Origin of the sequence: Allocatenococcus thiocycli, from assembly GCF_921292965.1 — a bacterium.
GTDB lineage: Bacteria > Pseudomonadota > Gammaproteobacteria > Enterobacterales > Vibrionaceae > Vibrio > Vibrio natriegens.
Genome location: NZ_CAKLCK010000024.1, coordinates 28,776 through 53,798 on the forward strand (window position 1 = coordinate 28,776; position 25,023 = coordinate 53,798).

Below are 25,023 nucleotides of genomic sequence, written 5' to 3' on the forward strand. Positions count from 1 at the left end.
TAATGAACTAGATTCTACTAGTAGAACAACGATTAGGCGGTAGCATGACACAAGCAAATACCAACAATGCTTACGGTAAAGACATCGCAATGACTGTGATTGGCGCAGGCTCCTATGGCACCTCACTGGCTATTTCTCTTGCCCGTAACGGTGCAAACGTGATCCTTTGGGGTCATGACCCAGAGCACATGGCTCGCCTTGAAGCAGATCGTGCTAACCACGAATTCTTACCTGGTATCGATTTTCCAGAAAGCCTGATTATCGAATCGGATCTGGAAAAAGCGGTGCAAGCAAGTCGTGACTTGTTGGTTGTCGTTCCGAGCCATGTATTTGGTATCGTTCTGAAAAGCTGTAAGCCTTTCCTACGTGAAGATACGCGCATCTGCTGGGCAACCAAAGGCCTAGAGCCAGAAACCGGTCGTCTTTTAAAAGATGTCGCCTTTGATATCATCGGGGAAAACTACTCGCTGGCGGTATTGTCTGGCCCAACTTTCGCCAAAGAACTGGCCATGGGGCTGCCAACGGCAATTTCCGTTGCCTCACCAGATGCTGAATTTGTTGCTGATCTGCAAGAAAAGATCCACTGCAGCAAAACATTCCGCGTGTACGCCAACAGTGACTTTATTGGCATGCAGCTTGGTGGTGCCGTGAAAAATGTCATTGCTATCGGCGCTGGTATGTCAGATGGTATCGGATTTGGTGCTAACGCACGAACTGCACTGATCACACGAGGCTTGGCCGAAATGAGCCGTTTAGGTGCCGCTCTTGGCGCGAAACCAGAAACCTTTATGGGTATGGCTGGGTTGGGTGATCTTGTGCTCACCTGTACCGATAACCAATCCCGTAACCGTCGTTTTGGTTTGGCATTAGGTCAAGGTAAAGACGTCGATACCGCGCAGGAAGAAATTGGTCAGGTTGTGGAAGGTTACCGCAACACTAAAGAGGTATGGATGCTCTCCCAACGTATGGGTGTTGAAATGCCAATTGTTGACCAAATTTATCAAGTATTGTATCAAGGAAAAGACGCGCGCCTGGCAGCACAAGATTTACTTGCTCGTGACAAAAAGTCTGAAGGTAAATAGCACCCTAACGCCTCATCTGAGAAGAATATAAGTTGTCGGGTCACGGAAGAAGAACTACTCAGGATATTGAGAATGAAACACTGCGAAAAACAAAAAGTCTGGAACAAAATTGTTGCAGAAGCCCGCGAAATGTCAGAGCAGGAGCCAATGCTGGCCAGCTTTTACCACGCGACGATCATCAAGCATGAAAGTCTCGGTGCTGCCCTGAGTTACATTTTGGCCAATAAATTAGACACAGCCTCGATGCCTGCTATGGCAGTGAGGGAGGTAATTGAAGAGGCGTTTATCGCCGATCCAAACATTACCGACTGTGCGGCCTGCGACATTTGTGCCACAGTGAATCGTGACCCTGCGGTTTCTATGTACTCAATGCCCCTGCTGTATTTAAAAGGCTACCACGCGCTGCAAGGATATCGTGTCGCTAACTGGTTGTGGTCACAAGGTCGTCATGCATTAGCGACCTATCTGCAAAACCAAATTTCGGTTGCGTGTCAGGTGGATATTCACCCTGCGGCGCGAATTGGCTGTGGGATCATGCTCGACCACGCGACAGGTATCGTGATTGGTGAAACCGCCGTTGTGGAAGATGATGTATCTATCCTGCAGGACGTGACCTTAGGTGGTACGGGTAAAGAGTGCGGCGATCGTCACCCGAAAATCCGTGAAGGCGTGATGATCGGTGCCGGTGCAAAAATTCTCGGTAACATCGAAGTAGGTGAAGGTGCAAAAATTGGCTCTTGCTCCGTGGTTCTACAACCGGTTCCCCCTCACACGACCGTGGCAGGGGTACCAGCAAAAATCGTGGGCCGACCAAAAACAGATAAGCCATCACTCGATATGGACCAGGGCTTCAATGGCAAATCTCAAAGCTTTATCCATGGAGATGGTATTTAATCGTTCTCTAATTTTTATATAACAACAATGTGGTAGGTAACTCTCAAGTGCGAAAACAAAATCATCCTGTGCTCCGCTCGGCTATTTTATTAACTTGTGCTTTATCTGCCACGTTCCCTCTCACCTCTTCTGCTGTGAGTCAGCAAGAGTTGAAAGGGGTCTCCAGCGAAATCAATCGCCAGAAGAAAGCCCTCACCTCTCAAGAAAAGCAACTGAATGAACTGCAAAAATCTCTGAAAGACCAAGAGCTGGGGATCTCAGCTCTAGAAAGAGAGATCAAACAGACCAAAGCAGAACTCACTCAAGCCGATAAAAACATCAATAACTTAGAAGAAAAGATCGCCTTACAAGAGGGTCAGCGTCAGGCGCAGGAAGAAGAGCTGAAACAGCTTCTGCAAACCTATTACGTGACTGAGCGTGCTAAAGCCAATGGGCACTTGCTCAATCAGGGCGTCGAAGAAGATCGTATCAGCCAGTACTTTCAGCACCTGGCAAAAGCGCGCTCCGAAATCATTGATGCCATTACCCAAACCACTCAAAAGCTGGAACATAATAAGAACCAACTTGAGCTGGAAAAAGAGCAAATTGAAACCCTGCTAAAACAGCAATCCGAAAAGCGTACCGCGCTGGCAAGTACGCAGTCGAAACGTAAACAAACGCTGAGTAAAATTCAGGGCAGCATTACTAACGACAAACGCTATCTGGCAGAGTTGCAGCGTAATGAAACCCGCCTCAAAGCCGAAATAGCTAAAGCCGCTAAACGCAATGCGGTACCAATGGATGGTTTAGGTAAGCAACGCGGTAAACTGCCTTGGCCAATAACAGGTAGTGTTCTGCATAACTTCGGCACTCGTCAGACTGGTCAGGTTAACTGGAAAGGCATGGTGTTATCCGCCAACTATGGCCAGCAAGTCAAAGCGGTTTATCCCGGTACTGTCGTCTTTGCCGAGTACTTACGTGGTTATGGATTAGTGGTACTCCTCGACCACGGTAAAGGAGACATGACCCTTTACGGATACAATCAGGCACTAACGAAGAAAGAAGGCGATAGAGTGACAGCTGGTGAGGTTATTGCTCTTGCTGGTGATACCGGGGGCCAAGACAGAGCATCCCTTTACTTTGAGATTCGTCGTAACAGCGAAGCACAAAACCCGAAATCCTGGTTAAAGCGCCTGTAAGTAAAAATAGCCTAAAACGAAAAAGGAGCCGATGGCTCCTTTTTACACAAATGAATGACTCTAAATCGTTACGCGTAATACGTTTCAACCGCATCAATAAATGCGCTCACATCATCTTTGCTTAACGCATTGATTCCCGCCGCAGCCTCTCGACCACCGCCTGTCGGGAACTGTCCACAAACCGCTACTGCACCCTGCTTGTTATTCAATGGAGCGCGCAGTGATACCGTATAAGTACCATCTACGTTTTCGGTTAAAACAGCATGAGCTGAATCTGGGTTTTGGTTCGCCAACCAGTTGCCATAAACCCCGCTGATACGGCGTGAAGCCGCATTGTCTGGTAGCTCGAACAGTTTCAGTTTATTGCTTTCATGGGTGGCAGGAATCGCTTGGGCGGCATCCATATCTTGCTGATAGGCCGATTGCAGCAAGTAGAATGGAGAAGACGCATCTGCAATGACATCAAATGGCGAAGTATATTTCATCAATGCTTGATATAAATCCGCCGGATGAAAATGTAGATCGTCAACCTTCGAACCATAGCCGTTGTAATTGATCAACGTGCCCAGCTCTTTCAGTTGCGCTTTCTGCTCTGCCGAAAAGCCAGCAAGGTCAGCCAGTTCATCAGCTTTAGCAATCAGGTTATCACCATACGCTGCCGTTATAGCCCAGGTATGAAAACGTCCCTGCAACAGTTTATCGACAATCAAAGCCGTACACATATTAGCATCATCGAGATCGATGTGCGCATCTAAGTTGCCATGCTGTGGAATGTCACCCGCTTTATGGTGATCGGCGTAAAAAACATGAGCGCCCTGAGCTAAAGCATGCTCCAGACCTGCCATGTTCTTTTCCATCGAAACGTCTAATACCGTCAGCTCGTCACCCGCTTGCGCATCCACGGTTTCCACCAGCTTGATATCGCGTTTTACACCCGTTACCAATTTGGCTTCCAGAGGATCAGCTAAGCGCAGTTGCAGCAGAGCGATAATGCCGTCCGCATCACCATTAAATATGTCGTAATTCATTGAAAGATAATTCCTTTATCGAGATAACTTTGCTCAGGTATAAATTGAGGTTTGTAACTATTGTGCGCTGCGCGTGCCACAAGTCAACTCAAGTTACGATTCGAAAATGAAATTAAGCTTAAAATAATACGCCATTAGCCCTGCATAGCACTTACGCCATCTTCCAACAGTAACAGCTGCTCCAACCCTTGCTCCGTTGCGAGTGGTTTTACAACATTTATCATCTGAAGCATGCCTTGTCGCACCATTTGCTCGGTAATGTTGGATTTAGGTAGCATCGCAGATTGGTAAGACAACCAACTACAAGCGATGAGATGCAGCGTGCATACCAAAGATGTTAATTGCTGCTGATCAACGTTCAGCAATTTGAGGGCAACGAATTCCTGCATGATCGCAATCAGATTGGCTTGCAGTTTGTCCTGCACCTCGATGTATTGCTCGTGAAGTTGCTCATCACGCGACAAAATCTCTGGTAAATTGGCGTAGAAAAAACGGTACTTCCACATCAGCGTAAAGGTCGAATCTAGGTAACTCTTCAGCATAGTCAGACTCTCTTGAGAGCCTTTAAGGGGGGTAAATCTTTCTAAAAGTTCTGCTGAATAAAGCGCAAAAATTTCGCGGACGATTTCTTGCTTATTGCGAAAGTGGTAATAAAGATTACCTGGACTGATTTCGATGTGATCGGCAATGTGATTAGTGGTGATATTTCGCTCACCATGTTGGTTAAACAACTCCAGTGCCGCGTAGACTATTTTGTCGCGCGTTTTCATTATTATCGTATTCCCTTTTCTTTAACGAATCGAGTATAGCGACTTCACCAACCTAGGTCGATAGAGGCTCCAAATACGATAACTTAGCAGACCAGTCAGAATCCCCGTGCCATTAGCGACAAGGTCTAACCAAGAGGTTTCTCTACCGACATAACCTTGTAGCCATTCAATCACCGCGCTGAACAACAGGATACTAATTGCCACTATCCAGCGTTTTCGCCAATGACGAACACAGCAACAAGCAACAAAAGCAAAACTCGAGTATGCCATTAAATGTTGTAGCTTATCGAGGTAAGTAAAAGACCCCCACTTTTGTAGCTCTCCTGAGCTGAGCGATAAATACGCAATCACAACAGCGCAACCGCAAATAATCAAACGTCCAACCGTTCGGTTCATGGGATATCCTTATGCAATAGGGAACGGGAATGCTGTTACCTGATCAATATGATCACAGCCTAATGCCAACATGATGAGTCGATCAACGCCTAACGCTACGCCAGCACAGTCCGGCAACCCAGCCTCTAGTGCCGCAATAAGATGATAGTCAATCGGCTGAGGCTTCAAACCCATCTCTAAGCGTTTCGCATTGTCTTGCTCAAAACGCGTAAGTTGTTCTTTAGGATTGTCTAACTCATGGAAACCATTAGCGAGCTCTATCCCTTTAAAATACACTTCAAAGCGATCAGCGACACGGCTGTCTTGAGGGTTTATTTTTGCTAATGCCGCTTGCGATGCAGGAAAGTCATAAACAAACGCAGGCGCATCCTGACCAATCTTACTTTCGACACCAATACTAAACAGGAGTTGCAGTAAAGTATCGCGGTCATCTTCCGGATCAGCAATATCACTCAGCCCCAACTTTCCGGCGACAACTTTAAGCTCTGACATTGAGCCTTCAAGCGGACACACGCCAAGAACATCAAGAAACGCCTGCTGATACGTCATACGATGAGCCGAGCCACACTTCAGCACTCGCTGTAGCAACTCATCCATCTCATCCATTAACTGATGATGGTCAAAACCAACTCGATACCATTCCAGCATGGTGAATTCTGGATTGTGGTAACGGCCATTCTCTTCGTTGCGAAACGCTTTATTGATCTGGTAGATGCAGCCACTACCCGCCGCCAATAAACGTTTCATATGGAATTCGGGACTGGTCATAAAGAACAGCTTACTGCCGTCAGCGTAGCCAGGGCCAACAAACTCGGTTTGAAAGGTATGCAAATGAATATCCGTCACCGTCGCGTGGCTCATGGCAGGCGTATCCACTTCCATCACTTGTCGCTCGGCAAAAAATCGGCGAATAGTGGCGATCAACGCCGCACGTTGACGAAGTTGTTCAATGGAAGCAGTCGGTTGCCAATTGGTTTGCATAACAAGTATCTCAAAGCTTAGGGCTAGCAGCTAAAGCCCACATTCTACATGTTTTTACTTTGGGGCGAGAAACGATTTCATTCGCTTTTAAAGACCGGTTTTTACTGTGCGACAAAGCAACATGAAGCCAAGATTTTTCGTACTACAAAGCAAAATCAACACTCACCACAAAACCTGTTATCAACCTCGCCAACAACAAGCAACACTCCATTAACACTCAATAATTTCAGTTAGAGGTTACAAATATTCTCGCCGTGATAGTAATCACATAACCTGTAATTTTTATGCTCTTAAGTGCATTACCAAAGAAAAAACCTAATTACATCAATATTTATCTCATACAGCTCCACTACACTAATCTCTACTACTTTCGGGGAGCTTCTCTTCGAGAACCCCTCACAATCACAATAACAAGCGGATTTCCGCAATTACTCACTGGAGGATAACTGTGCAAATTATCACCACAGATATCGCAGTCATCGGCGCTGGCGGCGCTGGTCTTCGTACTGCTATTGCAGCGGCAGAGGCAAACCCAGATTTAGAAGTCGCTCTGATTTCTAAAGTTTATCCTATGCGCTCACACACGGTCGCAGCGGAGGGTGGCTCAGCAGCAGTTATCAAGGATGAAGATAGCTTAGATAACCACTTCAACGATACGGTTGGCGGTGGCGACTGGCTATGTGAACAGGACGTCGTTGAATATTTTGTAGAAAACGCAACCCGCGAAATGATCCAAATGGAACAATGGGGTTGTCCTTGGAGCCGTAAAGAGAACGGGGAAGTTAACGTTCGCCGCTTTGGCGGTATGAAGGTTGAACGAACTTGGTTTGCAGCGGATAAAACCGGCTTCCATATGCTTCACACCTTATTCCAAACTTCAATGAAGTACAGCAACATCAAACGTTTTGATGAGTACTTTGTGTTGGATCTGCTTGTTGACGATGGTGAAGTACAAGGCTTAATCGCCATTCACATGTCTGAAGGTGAGTTGGTCACCATCAAAGCGAAATCTGTTGTGCTTGCGACTGGTGGCGCGGGACGTGTTTACCACTGTAACACCAACGGCGGTATCGTAACGGGCGATGGCATGGCAATGGCTTACCGTCACGGTGTTCCGCTACGTGATATGGAATTTGTTCAATACCACCCTACTGGCCTACCAGGCACAGGTATCCTAATGACAGAAGGTTGTCGTGGTGAAGGTGGTATTATTGTCAACAAAAACGGCTACCGCTACCTACAGGACTACGGCATGGGCCCTGAAACTCCAGTGGGTCAACCGAAAAACAAATACATGGAACTGGGTCCACGTGACAAAGTTTCTCAAGCTTTCTGGCATGAGCAACAGAAAGGCAACACCATCAAACATCCACTGGGTGACGTGGTGCACCTAGACCTTCGCCACCTTGGTGAAGAGTACCTACAAGAACGTTTACCTTTCATCTGTGAGCTAGCAAAAGCTTACGTGAACGTTGATCCTGCAAAAGAACCAATTCCAATTCGTCCGACCGTCCACTACACCATGGGTGGCATCGAAACTGATGGTGGTTGTGAGACTCGCGTTAAAGGTCTATTCGCAGTTGGTGAGTGTGCGTCAGTTGGTCTGCATGGTGCGAACCGTCTTGGCTCTAACTCTCTGGCTGAGTTCGTGGTATTTGGCCGAGTTGCAGGTGAAAACGCAGTGAAACGTGCAGCAGAATTCAAAGGCTGGAACGACGACGCTATCGCAGCTCAAGTGAAAGCTGTTGAAGAACGCATTGCCAGCCTAATGAACCAAGAAGGCGATGAAAACTGGGCAGACATCCGTACCGAAATGGGCCACACCATGGAAGCGGGTTGTGGTATTTACCGCCAAGAAGATCTGATGCAAGCAACCATCGATAAGATCACGGAACTTAAACAACGTTACAAACGCATTAGCATCAAAGACAAAGGCAAAGTGTTCAACACTGACCTTCTGTACGCAATCGAAGTCGGTTACGGCCTAGAAGTGGCAGAAGCGATGGTTCACTCTGCAATCCTGCGTAAAGAATCTCGCGGTGCGCACCAACGTCTCGATGATGGCTGCACTGAACGTGACGACGTGAACTTCCTGAAACACTCACTTGCTTTCTATCAACCAGACGCAGCGCCTAGCATCGACTACAGCAATGTAACCATTACTAAGTCTCAGCCTAAAGCGCGTCTATACGGTGAAGCTGCAGAAAAAGCCGCAGCAGAAGAAGCAGCGAAGAACGCAGAGGAGCAAGCATAATGTCAGCAAACCGCATCCAGAAAGTAGACATTCTGCGTTATGACCCAGAAAAAGACGCAGAACCGCACTTACAAACTTTCGAAGTACCCTTCGATGAAACAATGTCTGTGCTCGACGCGATTGGTTACATCAAAGATAACCTAGACAAAGATCTGTCTTACCGTTGGTCTTGTCGTATGGCGATCTGTGGTTCGTGCGGCATCATGGTTAATGGTGTGCCTAAGCTAGCTTGTAAGAGCTTCTTACGTGACTACCAAAATGGTCTGAAAATCGAGCCATTAGCGAATTTCCCGATTGAGAAAGATTTGATCGTCGATATGACACCGTTCATCGAGCGTCTTGAAGCGATCAAACCTTACATCATTGGTAACGACCGTAAACCTGAAGACGGCACAAACTTGCAAACGCCAGAGCAAATGGCGAAGTACAAGCAGTTTGCTGGCTGTATCAACTGTGGTCTGTGTTACGCAGCGTGTCCGCAGTTCGGTCTTAATCCAGAGTTCATCGGCCCGGCAGCGCTGACATTGGCGCACCGTTACAACTTAGATAGTCGTGATAACGGTAAAGCTGAGCGTATGAAGCTGATTAACGGTGAGAATGGCGCTTGGGGTTGTACGTTTGTAGGTTACTGTTCTGAGGTTTGTCCAAAGAGCGTTGACCCTGCAGCAGCAGTAAACCAAGGCAAAGTAGAGTCTTCTATGGACTTCGTAATTGCGATGCTGAAACCTCAGGAGGCAGAAGGATGAGTAACCGTAAACCTTACGTTCGTGAAGTAAAACGCACTTGGTGGAAGGACCATCCTTTCTACCGCTTCTACATGTTACGTGAAGCGACGGTACTGCCACTGATTCTATTCACCATCTTCCTGACTTTCGGCCTGGGTTCACTAGTGAAAGGGCCTGAAGCTTGGCAAGGCTGGTTAGAGTTCATGGCAAACCCAATTGTAGTCGCGATCAACATCGTTGCGTTACTTGGAAGCCTGTTCCACGCACAAACCTTCTTCAGCATGATGCCGCAGGTGATGCCAATTCGCCTAAAAGGCAAACCTGTAGGTAAGAATATCATCGTACTGACTCAGTGGGCAGCGGTCGCGTTTATCTCACTGATCGTTCTCATCGTGGTGTAAGGAGCTGAACAATGAAACCAAATTATAGTGTAAATACAGCACCAAAACGTTCGGATGAGCCAATCTGGTGGGGACTGTTTGGTGCAGGCGGTACCTGGTTTGCGATGATCACTCCTATCACCGTACTTGTCCTTGGTATCCTCGTCCCACTGGGCGTGATTGATGCAGACGCAATGAGCTACAAGCGAGTATCTGAATTCGCGACCAGCATCATTGGTGCGCTATTTGTCATCGGTACACTAGCGCTACCAATGTGGCATGCAATGCACCGTGTTCACCACGGTATGCACGACCTTAAGTTCCACACTGGTGTGGTGGGCAAAGTAGCATGCTATGCGTTCGCAGGCCTTATCAGTGCACTATCAGTTATCTTTATCTTCATGATTTAAGACACTGTTATAAATAAAAAAGCTGGCTTTATGCCAGCTTTTTTGTTTTTGGACACCCATGATCTTTTTGCTTTATAAGCTTTTGGCCACCTATGATCTTATTGCTGAGTAATCTTCTTAGTTTGATCCATTAAGCCAAGAGCACCAAAACCAGTGATCACATCTAAGTTCGTTTTCAATCCTGTTTCCTGATTACCACCAATGTAGTTTTGCGGCATTTGAACTTGGAAGTTTTGCAAATTACTGTACAACGAGTTTGCAACCTCACGGTTCAGCTCAGCTAGGTAAACTTCTCGGTTTGCTCCTAATGCCGCATACTTCGCTTTCAGGACTTCGGCTTCTGCGCGGCCTTTCTCTAAAATCGCTTTCGCTTCATATTGAGCGGAAAGAGCGTTGGCTTTCTGAATCGCTAAGTTCGCTTCTGCCATTGCCAGCTCTTTTTCTTTCTCCACTTCAGCAAGTCGCTTGGTTTTCTCCACTTCAACGATTTCACGCTCAGCAATTTGACGAGCAACCTCGACCTCTTTTTGCTGGGAAATAATAGCGAGCTCTTTCTGACGTTGTGCATCCTGAACTTCACGAGTGCGCTGAATTTCTTTACGCAGCTGCTCAGTTTCGGCCTGAGCTTTAGAAGTTTCCTGCTCCTGAATTGCGCGAATGCGATCTGCGACCAAGCGCTTTTTATCTGCCAATAACTGATCAAGCTGCTTCTCTGGCTGCGGATCACCAATGGTTACCTGAGTAACTTGAATGCCGTATTGCTGTAACGGGTTATCCTGTCGGATAGGTTGGCCTGTTTTGTCTACAACCGGTACCGTTTTCCAGACTAACTGATTCGTACGCTGCAATTGATTGGCGTTGGCCTGATTTGCACCGACAGGAGCCAGGTCAAGCTCTTCAACCTCCACCTGACGACGCTCAGTCAGATAAATACCTTCTCGAAGCTGATCACCCAACTTAGATTTAAACTGGTTCAAACCGCCCTGAAAGAACTCTTCTCCAGTATACTGAGTCGCGGTAATCACGGTTACGTTGCGGGCATTTTTTACTAATAACGCATCGATCAGATTGCTGTTATTACGAAACTCTCGGTGCATTTTCTTCACTGCTTCCGGATCATTACTCAATTTAAAACGGAATGTGACGGGAATCTGACCAATATAAGTATCCGCAAAGCGCACTTGTACCGGCTCAAGCCTCTGGTAAAAATCCTCACCCTTGTTGTTACCAAATGACACAGTGATGACTTGGTCATATTGGGTGATTTTAGACAGAAATGGCATACGAAAATGAATACCCGGTTCCGTGAACACATCCAATTCACCGGTAATATTGTTCTGGTGCACGTAACTGTAACCTGCATCGGTCATCAAAACAGAACTGTTAATGGTTAACCCTATAGCCAACAACGGTATACCAAAAACTGCCGCTTTTATCCCACGGTGAAGTAATCGACGTCGTTCTTCAACTTTTAAGCTTTGTCCTAAGCCTGTGCTTTCCATATTGTTCTCCTTATTGCGGTTGTCATTGAGTTAAATCGATAAAAATCAAATTGCTATGCAACTCAACGACCTCTGGAGATAATCTATCAAATGGTAACCTTAAGGAATAATCGAAAGATTCATCAAACAAATACGTTTTTAACGAATAATACAAAAAGAATAAAACTATGCGGTGCGCTTCTTGTTTTAGCCACATGTCAAAACTGCGGGCAATAAAAAAGGCCGCCGAAGCGACCTTTTCTATTCGATACGTTTAAGTGAATTACTTCACACGACCTACGTATTCACCAGTACGAGTGTCAACTTTGATCACTTCGCCAATTGCGATAAATAGTGGAACACGTACAACAGCGCCAGTTGATAGCGTAGCTGGTTTACCACCAGTACCTTGAGTATCACCTTTCAAACCTGGATCTGTGTCAGTAACTTCCAGCTCAACAAAGTTTGGTGGAGTAACTGAGATTGGGTTACCGTTCCAAAGCGTGATCATACAAGTGTTGTTTTCTACCAACCATTTAGCGTTCTCACCTACCGCTTTCGCATCAGCAGCGATCTGTTCGAACGTTTCATTGTTCATAAAGTGGTAGAATTCGCCGTCTGAATATAGATAATCTAGGTCGATATCCATTACGTCTGCCACTTCACAAGTGTCACCAGACTTGAATGTTTTCTCTAGCACTTTACCAGAAAGAAGTTTACGAATTTTTACGCGGTTGAACGCTTGGCCTTTACCTGGTTTAACGTATTCGTTTTCCAGAATTACGCAAGGCTCATTATCAAGCATTAACTTAAGACCGCCTTTAAATTCATTGGTGCTAACTGTAGCCATTTTTTCCTCTTACATTCTTAGAGCTAAATTCAATGCCGCACATAATAACCCGAAAAGTCGATTCTGTTGAGCAAAACTGGCTCAAACAGTTGGCGAATGGGATCTCTGATCCTGCAAAATTGCTCGAAAAACTGGAAATAGATCCCTCGCCGTGGCAAGACGGGTTTGCTGCGCGCAAGCTGTTTGCACAGCGTGTACCGCAAAGTTTTGTCGATAGAATGGAAAAAGGCAATCCCAAAGACCCTCTTTTACGTCAGGTTTTACCGTTAAGTGAAGAGTTCGAAGTGCATGAGGGCTACTCCAGCGATCCACTTGAAGAGCAAGACAACGAGATTCCCGGCTTGCTGCACAAATATCGTAATCGTGCACTGATGATTGTTAAAGGAGGCTGTGCGGTGAATTGTCGCTACTGCTTCCGTCGGCATTTCCCGTATCAGGATAACAAAAGTGGTAAACAAGCCTGGGCTCAAAGTCTCGAATATATTGCGCAGCAGCCCGAGCTGAACGAAGTGATCTTCTCCGGCGGAGACCCATTAATGGCGAAAGATGATGAACTCCAGTGGTTGATAGAGCGGATTGCACAAATTCCGCATATCAAACGTCTTCGAATTCACAGCCGCTTACCTGTGGTAATCCCAGCGCGTATAACCGATGAACTATGCCAGATACTTCGTGACTCCCGCTTGCAGGTTATCTTGGTCACTCACATCAACCATGCGAACGAATTAAGTAGCGAGCTCGCCTCACAGCTGTTCAAACTCAAACAGTCTGGTGTGACTCTACTCAACCAAAGTGTTCTGCTTAAAGATATCAATGACTCTGTGGATGCCCTGGTCGACTTGAGTGAAGCCTTATTTGATGCGGGAGTGTTACCTTATTACTTGCATGTACTAGACAAAGTCCAAGGTGCTGCGCACTACTTTGTTTCCGATGAGGAGGCAAAAACGATCATGCGCGGAGTAATAACTCGTGTGTCTGGTTACCTGGTGCCAAAACTTACGCGAGAGATCGGCGGCAGGCCAAGTAAAACACCGCTTGATCTCCATTTAGAATAAACACCAAGGCCGGATTAATTTGAGTTTAAGCTTAATTAAATTTGTCGTCACGAGCGTTTATTTTTGTTCGCTTTGAGGGGTGATTCTATGCATACTCCGCGCTTTTGGAGGTCAAGATGCATACAACATTCGAACAAATTTTCGATCTTGGCCCATTTAGTTGGTCTGCTCTTCTATGCTGTGCCATCAATGGGTTAATGATTGGCATAGAACGCCAGACCCGTGGTAAACCGGTTGGCATTCGCACTGCAATACTTATTATTTCAGGCACCTATCTTTTTATGTCGATGGCGGTATCCTTATCGCCGAACACGCTTGATCAGGCACGTGTACTGGGTCAAATCATTACCGGTGTTGGATTTCTGGGCGCTGGTGTAATGATGACGCTAGATGGCAAAATCCACGGTGTGACGTCTGCGGCGGTCATCTGGGTACTAGCCGGGTTAGGCTTAATGATTGGTCTTGGTTATTTGTCTCAATCAGTGGTCATCACAGTACTGACTTTAACTGTGTTACTGGGCGTTGATGAAGCGGAGCGACACATCAAGTCCTTACGTCGCGGTGTGCACCAAAGAATACAGCGCAGAAAGTCGTCTCGCTTAATCAAATAAGCTCAAACGTGAGATATAAAAAGACCCCGACATCAGTTCGGGGTCTTTTTGTTTAAGTATTACTATAACTGCAGGTTATTTCGCGAAGTTAATCAGTGGGAAACACTTCAAGAAGCCGTTATCCGCACAGTTAAGCAGACCAATTTGAATACCGTCGATTTGGTCTGTCATGTTGAAGAAACCTAGCTGGAAGTTAGACTTTTTAGAGATACTTGCCAGACCAACATCCGCCATTGTATAGCCCTCAGAGTAGTTCACCGCACTCCAGTTAAGGCCTTTCACATTGTTAGTAATGTTAACCGCACCCAGGTTTAGACCTGTTGTTTGGCCACGGTTCCAGTTAACAAGACCAAGGGAAGCCCCTTTCATTTCTTGGTTTACTTTCGCAGCACCGAAGAACAGGCCAAAGTTAATACCAGTTGTACGATCAGTTTCTGACATACCAAGTAGAGAGAAATCGACCCCTTTCACTTCGTTAACCTGACCGTGTAGAACGGCTAAGCGAACACCGCCCACTTCAGAGCGAGACGGCGCATTAATGTGATCAATTGTAGAAAACATCACAGGAGTGCTGTCAGCAAGCGCAACAGGTGATGCAACAGCGGCTACCACTGCCAAAGACGTCAAAAGCTTTTTCATTCTTATCTCCGTTATATTAAGCATTACTTACAACATAGCGTATGTGTACTCATTTTCTACTAATCGTACGAAAAAATTTCACTCGCATGCCATATTTAACAAGTTGACTATAATAGAAAAAATCTACAACGACCATATTTCAATATTTTCTGAAGTATTTCTTGTACCAGTCCCACACAATGGCGATGTCATGTTCAGCCACGAATCTGGATAAACAAGTACGACGCATCGCGTTTAAATCAGTATTTCATCGCACTGCATAAACGACGAATTGAATTGCGATGACGTATCAACAAATCAAAAACGCCAAGCACAAAAAAGCCGAGGTAAAAACCTCGGCTTCTTCTTGGTTTGGTCAGTTACCTTTTCGCTATAAAACGTTACAGCGATAAGGTAAGCAGCATATGTCGGGTAAGGAGCAGCCATTCCTGACTACCCCTCCCCTAAGAACCGTACGTGCGAGTTTCCCCGCATACGGCTCAAGCCTTTATAAACCCACACTTGCGTGTAGGCCGACAACACTACCCCTTGGGCGGAAATGGGTCATTACCATAAGAGTCTTTATCTCTTATTTGACCATTAGGTCTGTGAATTACAACTTCACTTTGCTGATTCTTCGCTATCTCGCGAGCGGCCTGTCTGGCTTCCTCTTGAGTACGATGATGTGAAGTGTCGCGTGAGTTATTCTCTCCGCGCACAGCCCACCCGTCGGGGCGCTTTACAACGTGTTGGTTTTTGCCCATTGATCACCTCCTTAGTATAGGATTTGGACAAATACTATATAAGGACAGAAACGACAACTTTCAACCCTACATGTTGTATTATTTCTGGTTAAAGACATTATTTAAAACGACTTGATAACCAGAAGACCACTCCAACACAGGCTATGGTTGCTATTAAACCTAATAGCCATACCCATAGATAAAGCTCATTGTTCATAGCGACTAACTCCTTTGTTGTTGTGGATCTGCCTGTGACAGTTTATATGCAACATCATCAAATTCGAGCTAATGTCCGTGCCGCCATCCACTCTTCTGACAATATGGTGAATATCCCATTCATCTTCTGAGTTGAACTGCTGATGGCACACCGCACATTTGTAGTCTTGTCTCTCGACAATCTTCCATAGCTTCCAGTTACCCGACAAAGATTTCTTCAATCTTTGCATCTTCAGACGCTCAAAGTATTGTTCGTCCTCCGGTAGGTAACAGTTAGCTGTTGCCCGAATTTTCACATGTTTATCGACTTTCACTCTCGCTGCACTAAGCAGGCGGTAGTGGCCATCTTCCCCTTTCGGTTTTGGTGCGCTGAATACCCAGTTTCTATCGCCCACTGATTTGAAGTACTTGTCTTTAATCCAGCGCTTACGGCGATTCAAATGAATTCGACGGCACCACTGCCACAACATTTTCCAGATCCGGTAATCAATATACTTGAATGTCTCACTCGCACATACCCAGCGGTGGTAGTTACACCACCCTCTGATCATCGGGTTCAACTTCGCTATCATAGCTGAAGCTGGCACCGTTTTATGGCTGTTGAGATAATCTCGTATACCGCGCAGAAAGTTCTTCACGTTTTTCTTTGACGGCTTAATCAACATCTTGCCGTCGTATTTACGCAAATTCTGCCCGAGAAAGTCGAACCCGTCGTCTATGTGCGTGATCAGCGTTTTTTCTGCTGACAATTGCAACCCACGTTCTGCCATAAAGGCTTCAACAATGGGTAAAACCTCATTTTCCAGTAGCTCTTTCGAGATTCCAGTGATGATAAAGTCATCTGCATAACGCACATAGTTGACCTTAGTTTTGTAACTGGCTTTTGTGTTCTTCTTCCCGAAGTGGGTTTCGAGCACCGTTTCCAGTCCATCTAAGGCCATATTGGCTAGTACGGGTGAGATAATCCCACCTTGTGGTGTACCCGCCTCCGTCGAGTTAAACTTCCCAGATTCCATAAATCCGGCTTTCAGCCATTTCTTGAGTATCGCCTTATCCATAGGGATATTGCCGATAAGCCAATCATGGCTGATAAAGTCAAAACACCCTTTGATGTCACCCTCCAGCACCCAACGAGCACTGGCCTTGCGACTGAGATTCACGAAACATTGTTCGATAGCATCAGCACAAGAGCGATTCGGGCGAAAGCCATAGCTGTTTCGATCCGCCGTGGTTTCCGATATGGGTTCAAGAGCTAGCAAGTATAGAGCTTGCATTGCTCTGTCTCTCATTGTCGGTATCCCCAGCGGCCTCTTCTTACCATTGGCTTTGGGAATATAGACTCGCCTGAGCGGTTTGGGCTTGTAGCCCGCTCGCTGTAGCTGCTCTATTGCTTCCCATTTCTTTGCAGGTGTACTCCAAGTTTCCCCGTCAACCCCTGCGGTGTTTTTCCCTCTGTTTTCGGTGACTCGCCGAATGGCTATCACCTTGGCAGCAAACGAACGAGTTAACATGCGTTGCAGTCTTTTGACCTGTCGCCAGTCAGACTTTTTCGTTGCCTTTGCGATCCGTACCTGTAGCCCTCTCACCGTACGATACATTAGTGACCAGTCGATGCTGTGCCACTGCTGTGTCTGGTGGGAGGATGCAGATACGTCAATTTGCATTGAAGTATGCACCTTGCTTTCCTCCATTAACGATAAGTTAATCAAGCAACACAAGGCGCATCTGTGCCCCATAGGGCAGAGATTTACCCTATGAGGCTTGAACTTGTTACTGACAGTACCCGAAATCCTCAAATAGGAAAGGTAACGCCCACCATTGGGCTCTGACAGTTTCAACTACCGTAAAACTTGACGGCTTTACTGATTTTCACGCAATTAAAGACCAAGCAGACGTGGGCCCCGTTTCCGGTGAAAGCACGTTGGCTTTCTATCCAGCTCATTACAAACTGGCTTTCGCTTCTTCTGCTCTCCTGTGCCCGCACCCTCAACAGCTTCTCTTACAAGTTGCCTGCCCGTTGATAGGCAAAGATACGGGGTTTCCGAGTTCCGTTTTCATTACACGAGTTACTTAGGTTCTACCTATCCACCGATGGCGCATGAGTCAGCGTATCCCCAGATGTAAAAGAGATAACCGGCCATATACCTTTTGGTCAGAGCGTTGGTGACGGCTAATCCTCCGAGGGGACAATTAATCGTCACGACAATAGCGTTACGCTCGTCGCGGCTGACGGTGTTTATCAGTAGTTCACTTACGTTAACCATATAACTCAGCCTAGCCCCTCAACCACCTGCTATTGGCGATTGTCTTAACCTTCACTTCGCAGCAAGGATTAACCACTTGCGTGGGGGTACATTGTCAGGAAGCTCCGCACACCGCGTTACCGCAGATGCACTATCCCTAGGCTACTATTGGCTGAACAATAGGTCTCACTGTCCAATCACCTACCCGTTCGAGTATGAAATTGGTTGAGACAATAATGAAAACAGCTTCGCACCGTGCAGGTGGCTCAAGCTTAAATAAGACACGAATATTCCCGTTACTTCACAGACACTGATAGCGCTGCTTCAACGTATATCATTCGCCTAAAGCGAGGGACACAGACTTTCGCCCATGCCTAAAATCGGACCTCTTACGAGGACCGATATTCGGGCTTGGGTTCAGCCCGAATATCGGGTTTTATTTATTTGCTATTTCGGCGGGTGGGATAGTAACCACAACACAAAGTTAGTGGTTACTATGGACGTAGCCCGCTCGGCTAGCTACCTACGCGACTCTCGTCGCACTACATCATGCCGCCCATACCACCCATACCGCCCATGCCGCCCATATCAGGCATGCCTGAGCCGTCTTTCTGTGGCATATCAGTAACCATTGCTTCAGTTGTGATCATAAGACCTGCAACCGATGCTGCGAATTGTAGTGCGCTACGAGTTACTTTAGTTGGGTCTAGGATACCCATCTCTAGCATGTCGCCGTATTCACCTGTTGCTGCGTTGTAGCCGTAGCTGCCTTCGCCTGCTTTCACGTTGTTCGCTACTACTGACTCTTCGTCACCCGCGTTCTTCGTGATTTGACGGATTGGCGCTTCCATTGCACGTAGTGCAACGCGGATACCAACGTTTTGTTCTTCGTTGTCACCTTCAAGGCCAGCAATCATAGATGCTGCACGGATTAGAGCAACACCACCGCCTGCTACTACGCCTTCTTCAACCGCTGCGCGAGTTGCGTGAAGTGCGTCTTCTACGCGGTCTTTCTTCTCTTTCATTTCAACTTCAGTTGCTGCACCAACTTTGATTACTGCAACACCGCCAGCTAGCTTAGCTACGCGCTCTTGTAGTTTCTCTTTGTCGTAGTCTGAAGTTGACTCTTCGATTTGCTGACGAATCTGAGCAACACGGCCATGAATCATTGTTTCTTCACCGATACCATCGATGATAGTCGTGTTTTCTTTCGTGATAGCAACGCGTTTAGCCTGACCTAGGTCTTCTAGCGTTACTTTTTCAAGCTCTAGACCTACTTCTTCAGAAATCACTGTACCGCCAGTCAGAACCGCGATGTCTTGTAGCATTGCTTTACGACGGTCACCAAAACCTGGTGCTTTTACTGCCGCAACTTTCACGATGCCACGCATGTTGTTCACAACTAGTGTTGCTAGCGCTTCACCTTCTACGTCTTCTGCGATGATTAGCAGTGGACGAGATGCTTTAGCAACTGCTTCTAGAGTTGGTAGAAGTTCACGGATGTTTGAAATCTTCTTATCAACCAGAAGGATGAATGGGTTTTCTAGATCAACAGAACCTGCTTCTTGGTTGTTGATGAAGTAAGGAGATAGGTAACCGCGGTCGAACTGCATACCTTCAACTACGTCTAGCTCGTCTTGTAGCGCCTGACCTTCTTCAACAGTGATAACACCGTCGCGGCCAACACGTTCCATTGCTTCAGCAATGATGTTACCTACGCTTACGTCAGAGTTCGCAGAGATAGTACCTACCTGTGCGATAGCTTTAGTGTCGTTACACTCAACAGACAGCTCTTTTAGCTGTTCAACTGCTGCTGCTACTGCTTTGTCGATACCGCGCTTAAGATCCATTGGGTTCATACCCGCTGCTACTGCTTTCAGACCTTCGTTTACGATTGATTGCGCTAGTACTGTTGCTGTTGTTGTACCGTCACCTGCAGCATCGTTTGCTTTAGATGCTACTTCTTTAACCATTTGAGCGCCCATGTTCTGGAATTTGTCTTCCAGTTCGATTTCGCGCGCTACAGATACACCATCTTTAGTGATTGTTGGTGCACCGAAAGATTTATCTAGAACGACGTTACGGCCTTTAGGACCTAATGTCACTTTTACCGCGTCAGCCAGAACGTTTACACCTTCTAGCATCTTAACTCGTGCGTCATTACCAAATTTAACGTCTTTAGCAGCCATCTTTGATTTCCTTTCTACAATTCTTTAAGTTCGACTTGGTTTTTGAATCTGAGCAAAAAATTACTCAATGATTGCTATTATTCAACGATTGCCATGATGTCGTTTTCAGACATAACTAGCACTTCTTTACCGTCGATTTTTTCAGTCTTAGTGCCGTAACCTTCAGCGAAGATAACAGTATCACCAACTTTAACGTCCAGCGGTAGCACTGTGCCGTTTTCTAGAATGCGGCCTTTGCCTACAGCTAGAACAACACCGCGAGTTGATTTTTCCGCAGCAGAACCAGTCAGAACGATTCCACCAGCTGACTTAGATTCAACTTCTTTACGTTCAACGATAACTCGGTCATGTAATGGACGAATGTTCATTGGTCGTCTCTCCTGAAAATTTCCATGTTTATTTGATAATTGCCCTTCTGGGACACGTGATCACTATATAAGGGGTCCAATGAACGATCCCAAGGGGCGAGCATGATTTTTTTGTGACTTAGTTAAAAGATCGCAACGGTTTGCGTGAGAAATGCGCACTCGCTCACCTTCCTGCTTTCTTGTATCCTTGCAGTTTATCCACCAGATAGACGTTAAACATGCTGGAAAAAAACAAGCCGGAACACCAAGCAACAGATAAACATGGTTTGTTGAGCGCGCCCATTCCCGAAACACTGAGAAAAATGACGGTCCCGATGACGGTGGGCATGATCGCGATATTGATGTTCAATCTGGTCGATACATTCTTTATTTCTCTGCTCGGCACTCAAGCCCTAGCTGCCATTAGTTACACCTTTCCGGTCACCTTTGCCGTTAACTGCATTACGATGGGCATTGGCATGGGGCTTTCGACCAATATAGGCCGGCTACTCGGACAGGGACACTCAACTCAAGCCGCGCGTTTTACTACTCATGGTCTACTGTTAGCTGTCGTGCTAGTTGCGATCGCGTCATCAGTTGGCTTTGTAACCATCAGACCTCTGTTCGGTTTTCTTGGTGCGACTGACGATCTTCTTCCACTCATCGAACAGTACATGCAAGTGTGGTATCTCACCATTCCATTACTGGTGATCCCAATGGCTGGCAACAGTGCAATCCGTGCGACGGGTGATACGAAAACCCCAGCTAAAATCATGATGCTGGCAGGGTTGATCAACGGAATGCTGGATCCGCTACTTATCTTCGGCTTGGGACCTTTTCCTGAACTTGGAATTCAGGGCGCAGCAATCGCGAGTGCTTTTAGTTGGCTAGGCGCTTTAGTCGGCTCGTCATACTTACTGGTTAAACGGGAGAAACTTCTGGCTAAGCCGCAGTGGTTACATCTGAAACAAGATTGGCAACAGACATTGAAAATCGGTACGCCTGCGGCCTTCTCTACCGCAATGACGCCTCTTTCTGGCGCTATTTTGATGATGCTGCTGTCAAGCCACGGCACCGCAGCTGTTGCTGCTTATGGCGCAGCACAGCGCATCGAGTCGATACTGATTCTAGTATTGATGTCACTGACCTCAGCTTTAACGCCGTTCATGGCACAAAATCTCGGCGCTAATAACCCACAGCGAGCATTCGCAGGATTATTCCTCAGCATGCGCTTCGCAGTTGTGTTTCAGGGGCTTATCTTCCTGGCAATGGTGCCTTTGAGCATTCCTCTGGCCGCTCTTTTCTCACAAGAAGAAGCGGTTAAAAACCTGCTTTGGCATTATCTCCTTGTCGTGCCATTCAGCTACGGTTTCCAGGGTATTGTGATGATATTAGTCAGCGGGCTGAATGCGATGCACAAGCCATTACGCGCTTTCCAGTGGAGTTTTATGCGCCTGTTCATCTTTACATTGCCAGCGGCCTGGATTGGCAGCTACCTGTACGATGTTGAAGGGCTATTTATCGGTATTGCGGTGGGTAATATATTAGGTGGGTTACTTGGTTATATGTTTGCGCTTCGCGAACGAAAGTTAATGCTGGTAGAACAAAGCATTTCCTCTTCATGAACCCTGTCCTCCCCTCGCTTAGAAAAACAGAGACAAAAAAACCGCGTATCAACGCGGTTTTTTATTTTAGCTAAGAGCGGTCGACTTAGAACAGCTCTTCTGCAACCTTGTACAAGTCATTACGTACAGGGCGCTTCATGTTTTCGATCGCATCAATAATATCGTGATGAACAAGCTGCTCTTTCACGATACCAACACAACGGCCACCGTGACCTTCCATTAGAAGGTGAACAGCGTAGTTACCCATGCGAGATGCAAGAACACGGTCAAATGCAGTAGGACGACCACCACGTTGGATGTGACCAAGTACTGTCGCACGAGTTTCACGACCTGTTGCCGTTTCAATATCACGTGCAAGCTCGTTTGCATCCATCATCAGTTCAGTAAGAGCAATGATTGCGTGTTTCTTACCTTTTGCGATACCGTCTTGAATGTTGCCGATCAGCTTCTCTTTATCAAGACCCGTTTCTGGAGTGATGATGTACTCACAACCACCAGCGATAGCAGACATCAGAGTCAGGTCACCACAGTGACGGCCCATGATTTCTACAATTGAAATACGTTGGTGAGATGAAGAAGTGTCACGTAGACGGTCGATTGCATCAATAACTGTGTTTAGTGCAGTTAGGTAACCGATAGTGTAATCCGTACCCGCAATGTCGTTATCGATAGTGCCTGGCAGACCGATACATGGGTAACCCATTTCAGTCAGTTTCTTTGCACCCATGTAAGAACCGTCACCACCAATCACTACCAGTGCGTCGATACCGTGTTTCTTCAGGTTCTCAATAGCTTTTTCGCGTACTGCCACTTCCTTGAACTCAGGGAAACGTGCAGAACCCAGGAACGTACCACCTTTGTTAATAACATCAGAAACACTAGAACGATCTAGCTTCTCGATGCGGCCTTCATAAAGACCTAGGTAGCCATCGTACACACCAAACACTTCCAATCCTTCAGAAAGTGCTGTGCGTACCACGCCGCGTACTGCAGCGTTCATACCAGGTGCGTCACCGCCACTTGTTAAAACACCGATCTTCTTAATCATGCTCACCCTCGATCTTTGGCAATCAATTTATTTAATTTTCTTCTAGGCCCCTTGTCACCAAGCAACCTGCATAATCCAGAACTGTGCGTTATGTTACATTTCCTATACCGGATTACCAATGAAAACACACATTTTTATGTAACTTTTCTACTTATGTAAGAGTATTACAGCTTCTACTATCAACTTCGTTGATTCACATCAGTATCAGGATTCTTAAAGCGTATTGATGGAAAGATAGACAATAAGCGCCTATTTGTCGTCAGACGCTTTTGTATTTTTCGAGCTCTACCAATCTTGCTCTTTCTGTTCTTTCTCTGGTCCATAAATGACAGATATCGGATCTTGGTGGATCAACACATCCGCTTCAGGAAAGACAGACAAGAGGTTTTCTTCCACTTTATCAGCTATATAGTGGGCTTCGATTAAACGTAAGTCATCATCTAACTCGAGATGTAACTGAATAAAACGTGTCGGCCCGGACATCCGTGTTCGTAACTGATGAACACCTCTCACTCCTTTCACGCTCAAGCACTGAGTGTGAATTTCCTCTAATTCTGTATCAGGCAGTTTTCTGTCCAATAAAGTCTGAGTCGCTTCATTCACCATTTTGAAAGCACTGTAAAGAATGAACACGCCAATACCAATCGCAAACACCGCATCCGCTTGCGTGACACCAAAATAACTTAACCCGAGCGCGACCATAATGGCCGCATTCATATAAAGGTCAGTCTGATAGTGAAGTGAATCGGCTGCAATGGCTTGGCTTCCTGTCACTCGCACTACGTGTTTCTGAAACGTCACCAAACCAAGTGTCACGGCGATAGCAAACAACGAGACATAAACGCCGAGTTCAGGAGTATGTAAAGCCTGAGGGCGGAAGAAACGCTCAACCCCATTAAGGATCAAGAATACTGCGGAGCCGGAAATAAACATGGCTTGCGCCAGGGCAGCTAATGACTCCGCCTTGCCGTGGCCAAAAGTATGTTCCCTGTCTGCTGGCTGCAAGGCATAACGAACCACGACTAAATTCACCACCGACGCGGCAATGTCCAGCATAGAGTCAATAAGAGAGGCTAATAGGCTGACCGAACCTGTCACCCACCAAGTGATGACCTTAACCAGTAAAAGAAGCGTTGCCGTGATTGTTGCAGTCCAGGCTGCTGTCGTCACTAAGCGTGCGTATTGATGTTTCATAATCAAAGAGTTAACTCAAACCATAACCAAAGTATACCTCGATAATTATTTAATGAGTATGAAATAGCCAGATCAAAAAGAGGCAGCCATGGCTGCCTCTTAAGATTATTTCGTTGTGTCGGTTAGTTGCTGCTTGGTTTAGTCATGCGTTTTTGCATTCTTTCACCACACTGTTGCATACGTTCATTTTGCAACTTCACAAACTCTGCTTTTTGCTCAGGAGTCAGTACACTCAACATTTGGTGTTTTTTCTCCAGCATTTTTACACGGCGTTCAGTTTGTTTTTCTACCATTTCTTTGGCTAACGCATTCGCTTGAGCTTCGTCAAAGTTATCCGCCAGCACAAGAGCCTGCATTTTTGCGTGGTAAGCTTGGCGCTCCGCTCGACGAGCATCACGTTCTGCCGCATTTTTACCTTTCATCTCCGCACGGTTAGCGTCACGAAATGATTGTAATTGCTCTTTTTGCGCGTCAGTCAGATCCATTTGGCGCATAATTCCTCGGTCCATTCCTGGGCCACATTCGTCGCGAGGACCTTTTTGCTGGTCTTTACCACCGTAGGCGAAGGCACCTGCAGCACCAAGAGTAAGTGGTAGAACAACGGCAGCTAACACAATTTTTTTTGCAGATTTCATAATTTGATTCCTCATACATCTGATTGCTTCTTCTGGGCTGTTCTCCCAGCGCTTGAGTATAGAATAGGAC

General features: G+C 46.3%; 25 protein-coding genes. 10 read left to right on the plus strand and 15 right to left on the minus strand.

The window, feature by feature from the left end; translation table 11 throughout:
• The first annotated feature begins 44 nt into the window (after window positions 1-44).
• The 3 genes from gpsA (at window position 45) to L9Q40_RS08600 (ending at window position 3,154) form a co-directional block, all read left to right on the plus strand.
• Window positions 45-1,082, plus strand: a complete 1,038-nt coding sequence (gpsA, locus tag L9Q40_RS08590) for an NAD(P)H-dependent glycerol-3-phosphate dehydrogenase (RefSeq protein ID WP_014233220.1) — start codon at window positions 45-47, stop codon at window positions 1,080-1,082.
• Between the two features lie 72 nt (window positions 1,083-1,154).
• Complete coding sequence (gene cysE / locus L9Q40_RS08595) at window positions 1,155-1,976, plus strand: serine O-acetyltransferase (RefSeq protein WP_014233221.1); 822 nt, start codon at window positions 1,155-1,157, stop codon at window positions 1,974-1,976.
• Between the two features lie 29 nt (window positions 1,977-2,005).
• Complete coding sequence (locus L9Q40_RS08600) at window positions 2,006-3,154, plus strand: murein hydrolase activator EnvC family protein (protein WP_031779273.1); 1,149 nt, start codon at window positions 2,006-2,008, stop codon at window positions 3,152-3,154.
• Window positions 3,155-3,222: 68 nt separating this feature from the next.
• Here L9Q40_RS08600 and L9Q40_RS08605 read toward each other — a convergent pair whose 3' ends face one another.
• From L9Q40_RS08605 to epmA, 4 genes are all read right to left on the minus strand, one after another.
• The gene (locus L9Q40_RS08605; protein ID WP_498793047.1) at window positions 3,223-4,182 is read right to left on the minus strand and encodes a DHH family phosphoesterase; all 960 of its coding nucleotides are present in this window, start codon (window positions 4,180-4,182) and stop codon (window positions 3,223-3,225) included.
• A gap of 134 nt (window positions 4,183-4,316) precedes the next feature.
• Window positions 4,317-4,952, minus strand: coding sequence for a TetR/AcrR family transcriptional regulator (locus L9Q40_RS08610; protein ID WP_014233224.1), 636 nt, complete (start codon window positions 4,950-4,952; stop codon window positions 4,317-4,319).
• 21 nt (window positions 4,953-4,973) lie between these two features.
• Window positions 4,974-5,348, minus strand: a complete 375-nt coding sequence (locus L9Q40_RS08615; protein ID WP_498793048.1) for a VanZ family protein — start codon at window positions 5,346-5,348, stop codon at window positions 4,974-4,976.
• A 9-nt stretch (window positions 5,349-5,357) separates the two neighbouring features.
• On the minus strand, window positions 5,358-6,329 hold the full coding sequence (gene epmA / locus L9Q40_RS08620; protein ID WP_020336197.1) for an elongation factor P--(R)-beta-lysine ligase: 972 nt from the start codon (window positions 6,327-6,329) through the stop codon (window positions 5,358-5,360).
• Window positions 6,330-6,777: 448 nt separating this feature from the next.
• On the opposite strand from epmA, the gene frdA reads away from it, so the two are divergent.
• From frdA to frdD, 4 genes are read left to right on the plus strand one after another with little or no spacing between them, the layout of a single operon-like run.
• Window positions 6,778-8,583, plus strand: a complete 1,806-nt coding sequence (gene frdA / locus L9Q40_RS08625; RefSeq protein WP_065297478.1) for a fumarate reductase (quinol) flavoprotein subunit — start codon at window positions 6,778-6,780, stop codon at window positions 8,581-8,583.
• A complete protein-coding gene (locus L9Q40_RS08630; RefSeq protein ID WP_014233228.1) occupies window positions 8,583-9,329 on the plus strand; it encodes a succinate dehydrogenase/fumarate reductase iron-sulfur subunit in 747 nt (248 codons plus the stop codon). The genes frdA and L9Q40_RS08630 overlap by 1 nt, the downstream gene beginning before the upstream one ends.
• Window positions 9,326-9,709, plus strand: coding sequence for a fumarate reductase subunit FrdC (gene frdC, locus L9Q40_RS08635; RefSeq protein ID WP_014233229.1), 384 nt, complete (start codon window positions 9,326-9,328; stop codon window positions 9,707-9,709). The genes L9Q40_RS08630 and frdC overlap by 4 nt, the downstream gene beginning before the upstream one ends.
• Window positions 9,710-9,720: 11 nt before the next feature.
• Entirely contained in the window at window positions 9,721-10,098 is a 378-nt protein-coding gene (gene frdD, locus L9Q40_RS08640) for a fumarate reductase subunit FrdD (protein WP_498793049.1), read from the plus strand.
• 98 nt (window positions 10,099-10,196) lie between these two features.
• Here the strand turns inward: frdD and L9Q40_RS08645 are convergent, their stop codons facing one another.
• Window positions 10,197-11,600, minus strand: coding sequence for an SPFH domain-containing protein (locus L9Q40_RS08645; protein WP_020336200.1), 1,404 nt, complete (start codon window positions 11,598-11,600; stop codon window positions 10,197-10,199).
• Between the two features lie 262 nt (window positions 11,601-11,862).
• Complete coding sequence (gene efp / locus L9Q40_RS08650; protein WP_014233232.1) at window positions 11,863-12,429, minus strand: elongation factor P; 567 nt, start codon at window positions 12,427-12,429, stop codon at window positions 11,863-11,865.
• A 32-nt stretch (window positions 12,430-12,461) separates the two neighbouring features.
• Here efp and epmB point away from each other — a divergent pair, with 32 nt between their 5' ends.
• Window positions 12,462-13,484 (plus strand): EF-P beta-lysylation protein EpmB, encoded by a 1,023-nt coding sequence (gene epmB, locus L9Q40_RS08655; protein ID WP_014233233.1) that lies wholly within the window; start codon window positions 12,462-12,464, stop codon window positions 13,482-13,484.
• 116 nt (window positions 13,485-13,600) lie between these two features.
• Complete coding sequence (locus L9Q40_RS08660; RefSeq protein WP_014233234.1) at window positions 13,601-14,095, plus strand: MgtC/SapB family protein; 495 nt, start codon at window positions 13,601-13,603, stop codon at window positions 14,093-14,095.
• A gap of 75 nt (window positions 14,096-14,170) precedes the next feature.
• Here the strand turns inward: L9Q40_RS08660 and L9Q40_RS08665 are convergent, their stop codons facing one another.
• From L9Q40_RS08665 to L9Q40_RS08690, 6 genes are all read right to left on the minus strand, one after another.
• Window positions 14,171-14,734, minus strand: a complete 564-nt coding sequence (locus tag L9Q40_RS08665) for a VC2662 family protein (protein ID WP_243975238.1) — start codon at window positions 14,732-14,734, stop codon at window positions 14,171-14,173.
• Between the two features lie 521 nt (window positions 14,735-15,255).
• Window positions 15,256-15,477 (minus strand): DUF2188 domain-containing protein, encoded by a 222-nt coding sequence (locus L9Q40_RS08670; RefSeq protein ID WP_000517703.1) that lies wholly within the window; start codon window positions 15,475-15,477, stop codon window positions 15,256-15,258.
• 185 nt (window positions 15,478-15,662) lie between these two features.
• A complete protein-coding gene (gene ltrA, locus L9Q40_RS08675) occupies window positions 15,663-17,336 on the minus strand; it encodes a group II intron reverse transcriptase/maturase (RefSeq protein ID WP_258496290.1) in 1,674 nt (557 codons plus the stop codon).
• Window positions 17,337-17,753: 417 nt separating this feature from the next.
• Entirely contained in the window at window positions 17,754-17,936 is a 183-nt protein-coding gene (locus L9Q40_RS08680) for a hypothetical protein (RefSeq protein WP_498793050.1), read from the minus strand.
• A 521-nt stretch (window positions 17,937-18,457) separates the two neighbouring features.
• Complete coding sequence (gene groL / locus L9Q40_RS08685; RefSeq protein WP_498793051.1) at window positions 18,458-20,104, minus strand: chaperonin GroEL; 1,647 nt, start codon at window positions 20,102-20,104, stop codon at window positions 18,458-18,460.
• 77 nt (window positions 20,105-20,181) lie between these two features.
• Window positions 20,182-20,472 (minus strand): co-chaperone GroES, encoded by a 291-nt coding sequence (locus L9Q40_RS08690; protein ID WP_005381516.1) that lies wholly within the window; start codon window positions 20,470-20,472, stop codon window positions 20,182-20,184.
• Between the two features lie 218 nt (window positions 20,473-20,690).
• Between L9Q40_RS08690 and L9Q40_RS08695 the strand changes: the two genes are divergently transcribed.
• Entirely contained in the window at window positions 20,691-22,076 is a 1,386-nt protein-coding gene (locus tag L9Q40_RS08695) for an MATE family efflux transporter (protein ID WP_498793052.1), read from the plus strand.
• Between the two features lie 85 nt (window positions 22,077-22,161).
• Here L9Q40_RS08695 and pfkA read toward each other — a convergent pair whose 3' ends face one another.
• The 3 genes from pfkA to L9Q40_RS08710 form a co-directional block, all read right to left on the minus strand.
• On the minus strand, window positions 22,162-23,124 hold the full coding sequence (gene pfkA / locus L9Q40_RS08700) for a 6-phosphofructokinase (RefSeq protein WP_014233238.1): 963 nt from the start codon (window positions 23,122-23,124) through the stop codon (window positions 22,162-22,164).
• 285 nt (window positions 23,125-23,409) lie between these two features.
• Window positions 23,410-24,318, minus strand: a complete 909-nt coding sequence (gene fieF / locus L9Q40_RS08705; protein ID WP_498793053.1) for a CDF family cation-efflux transporter FieF — start codon at window positions 24,316-24,318, stop codon at window positions 23,410-23,412.
• 122 nt (window positions 24,319-24,440) lie between these two features.
• Complete coding sequence (locus L9Q40_RS08710) at window positions 24,441-24,953, minus strand: CpxP family protein (protein WP_014233240.1); 513 nt, start codon at window positions 24,951-24,953, stop codon at window positions 24,441-24,443.
• Between the last annotated feature and the right edge of the window lie 70 nt (window positions 24,954-25,023).

Coding starts and splice junctions, on each gene's coding strand:
- gpsA (WP_014233220.1), top strand. CDS start 45: ATGACACAAGCAAATACCAACAATGCTTACGGTAAAGACATCGCAATG.
- cysE (WP_014233221.1), top strand. CDS start 1,155: ATGAAACACTGCGAAAAACAAAAAGTCTGGAACAAAATTGTTGCAGAA.
- L9Q40_RS08605 (WP_498793047.1), bottom strand. CDS start 4,182: ATGAATTACGACATATTTAATGGTGATGCGGACGGCATTATCGCTCTG.
- L9Q40_RS08610 (WP_014233224.1), bottom strand. CDS start 4,952: ATGAAAACGCGCGACAAAATAGTCTACGCGGCACTGGAGTTGTTTAAC.
- L9Q40_RS08615 (WP_498793048.1), bottom strand. CDS start 5,348: ATGAACCGAACGGTTGGACGTTTGATTATTTGCGGTTGCGCTGTTGTG.
- epmA (WP_020336197.1), bottom strand. CDS start 6,329: ATGCAAACCAATTGGCAACCGACTGCTTCCATTGAACAACTTCGTCAA.
- L9Q40_RS08630 (WP_014233228.1), top strand. CDS start 8,583: ATGTCAGCAAACCGCATCCAGAAAGTAGACATTCTGCGTTATGACCCA.
- frdC (WP_014233229.1), top strand. CDS start 9,326: ATGAGTAACCGTAAACCTTACGTTCGTGAAGTAAAACGCACTTGGTGG.
- frdD (WP_498793049.1), top strand. CDS start 9,721: ATGAAACCAAATTATAGTGTAAATACAGCACCAAAACGTTCGGATGAG.
- L9Q40_RS08645 (WP_020336200.1), bottom strand. CDS start 11,600: ATGGAAAGCACAGGCTTAGGACAAAGCTTAAAAGTTGAAGAACGACGT.
- efp (WP_014233232.1), bottom strand. CDS start 12,429: ATGGCTACAGTTAGCACCAATGAATTTAAAGGCGGTCTTAAGTTAATG.
- epmB (WP_014233233.1), top strand. CDS start 12,462: ATGCCGCACATAATAACCCGAAAAGTCGATTCTGTTGAGCAAAACTGG.
- L9Q40_RS08660 (WP_014233234.1), top strand. CDS start 13,601: ATGCATACAACATTCGAACAAATTTTCGATCTTGGCCCATTTAGTTGG.
- L9Q40_RS08665 (WP_243975238.1), bottom strand. CDS start 14,734: ATGAAAAAGCTTTTGACGTCTTTGGCAGTGGTAGCCGCTGTTGCATCA.
- L9Q40_RS08670 (WP_000517703.1), bottom strand. CDS start 15,477: ATGGGCAAAAACCAACACGTTGTAAAGCGCCCCGACGGGTGGGCTGTG.
- ltrA (WP_258496290.1), bottom strand. CDS start 17,336: ATGCAAATTGACGTATCTGCATCCTCCCACCAGACACAGCAGTGGCAC.
- L9Q40_RS08680 (WP_498793050.1), bottom strand. CDS start 17,936: ATGGTTAACGTAAGTGAACTACTGATAAACACCGTCAGCCGCGACGAG.
- groL (WP_498793051.1), bottom strand. CDS start 20,104: ATGGCTGCTAAAGACGTTAAATTTGGTAATGACGCACGAGTTAAGATG.
- L9Q40_RS08690 (WP_005381516.1), bottom strand. CDS start 20,472: ATGAACATTCGTCCATTACATGACCGAGTTATCGTTGAACGTAAAGAA.
- L9Q40_RS08695 (WP_498793052.1), top strand. CDS start 20,691: ATGCTGGAAAAAAACAAGCCGGAACACCAAGCAACAGATAAACATGGT.
- pfkA (WP_014233238.1), bottom strand. CDS start 23,124: ATGATTAAGAAGATCGGTGTTTTAACAAGTGGCGGTGACGCACCTGGT.
- fieF (WP_498793053.1), bottom strand. CDS start 24,318: ATGAAACATCAATACGCACGCTTAGTGACGACAGCAGCCTGGACTGCA.
- L9Q40_RS08710 (WP_014233240.1), bottom strand. CDS start 24,953: ATGAAATCTGCAAAAAAAATTGTGTTAGCTGCCGTTGTTCTACCACTT.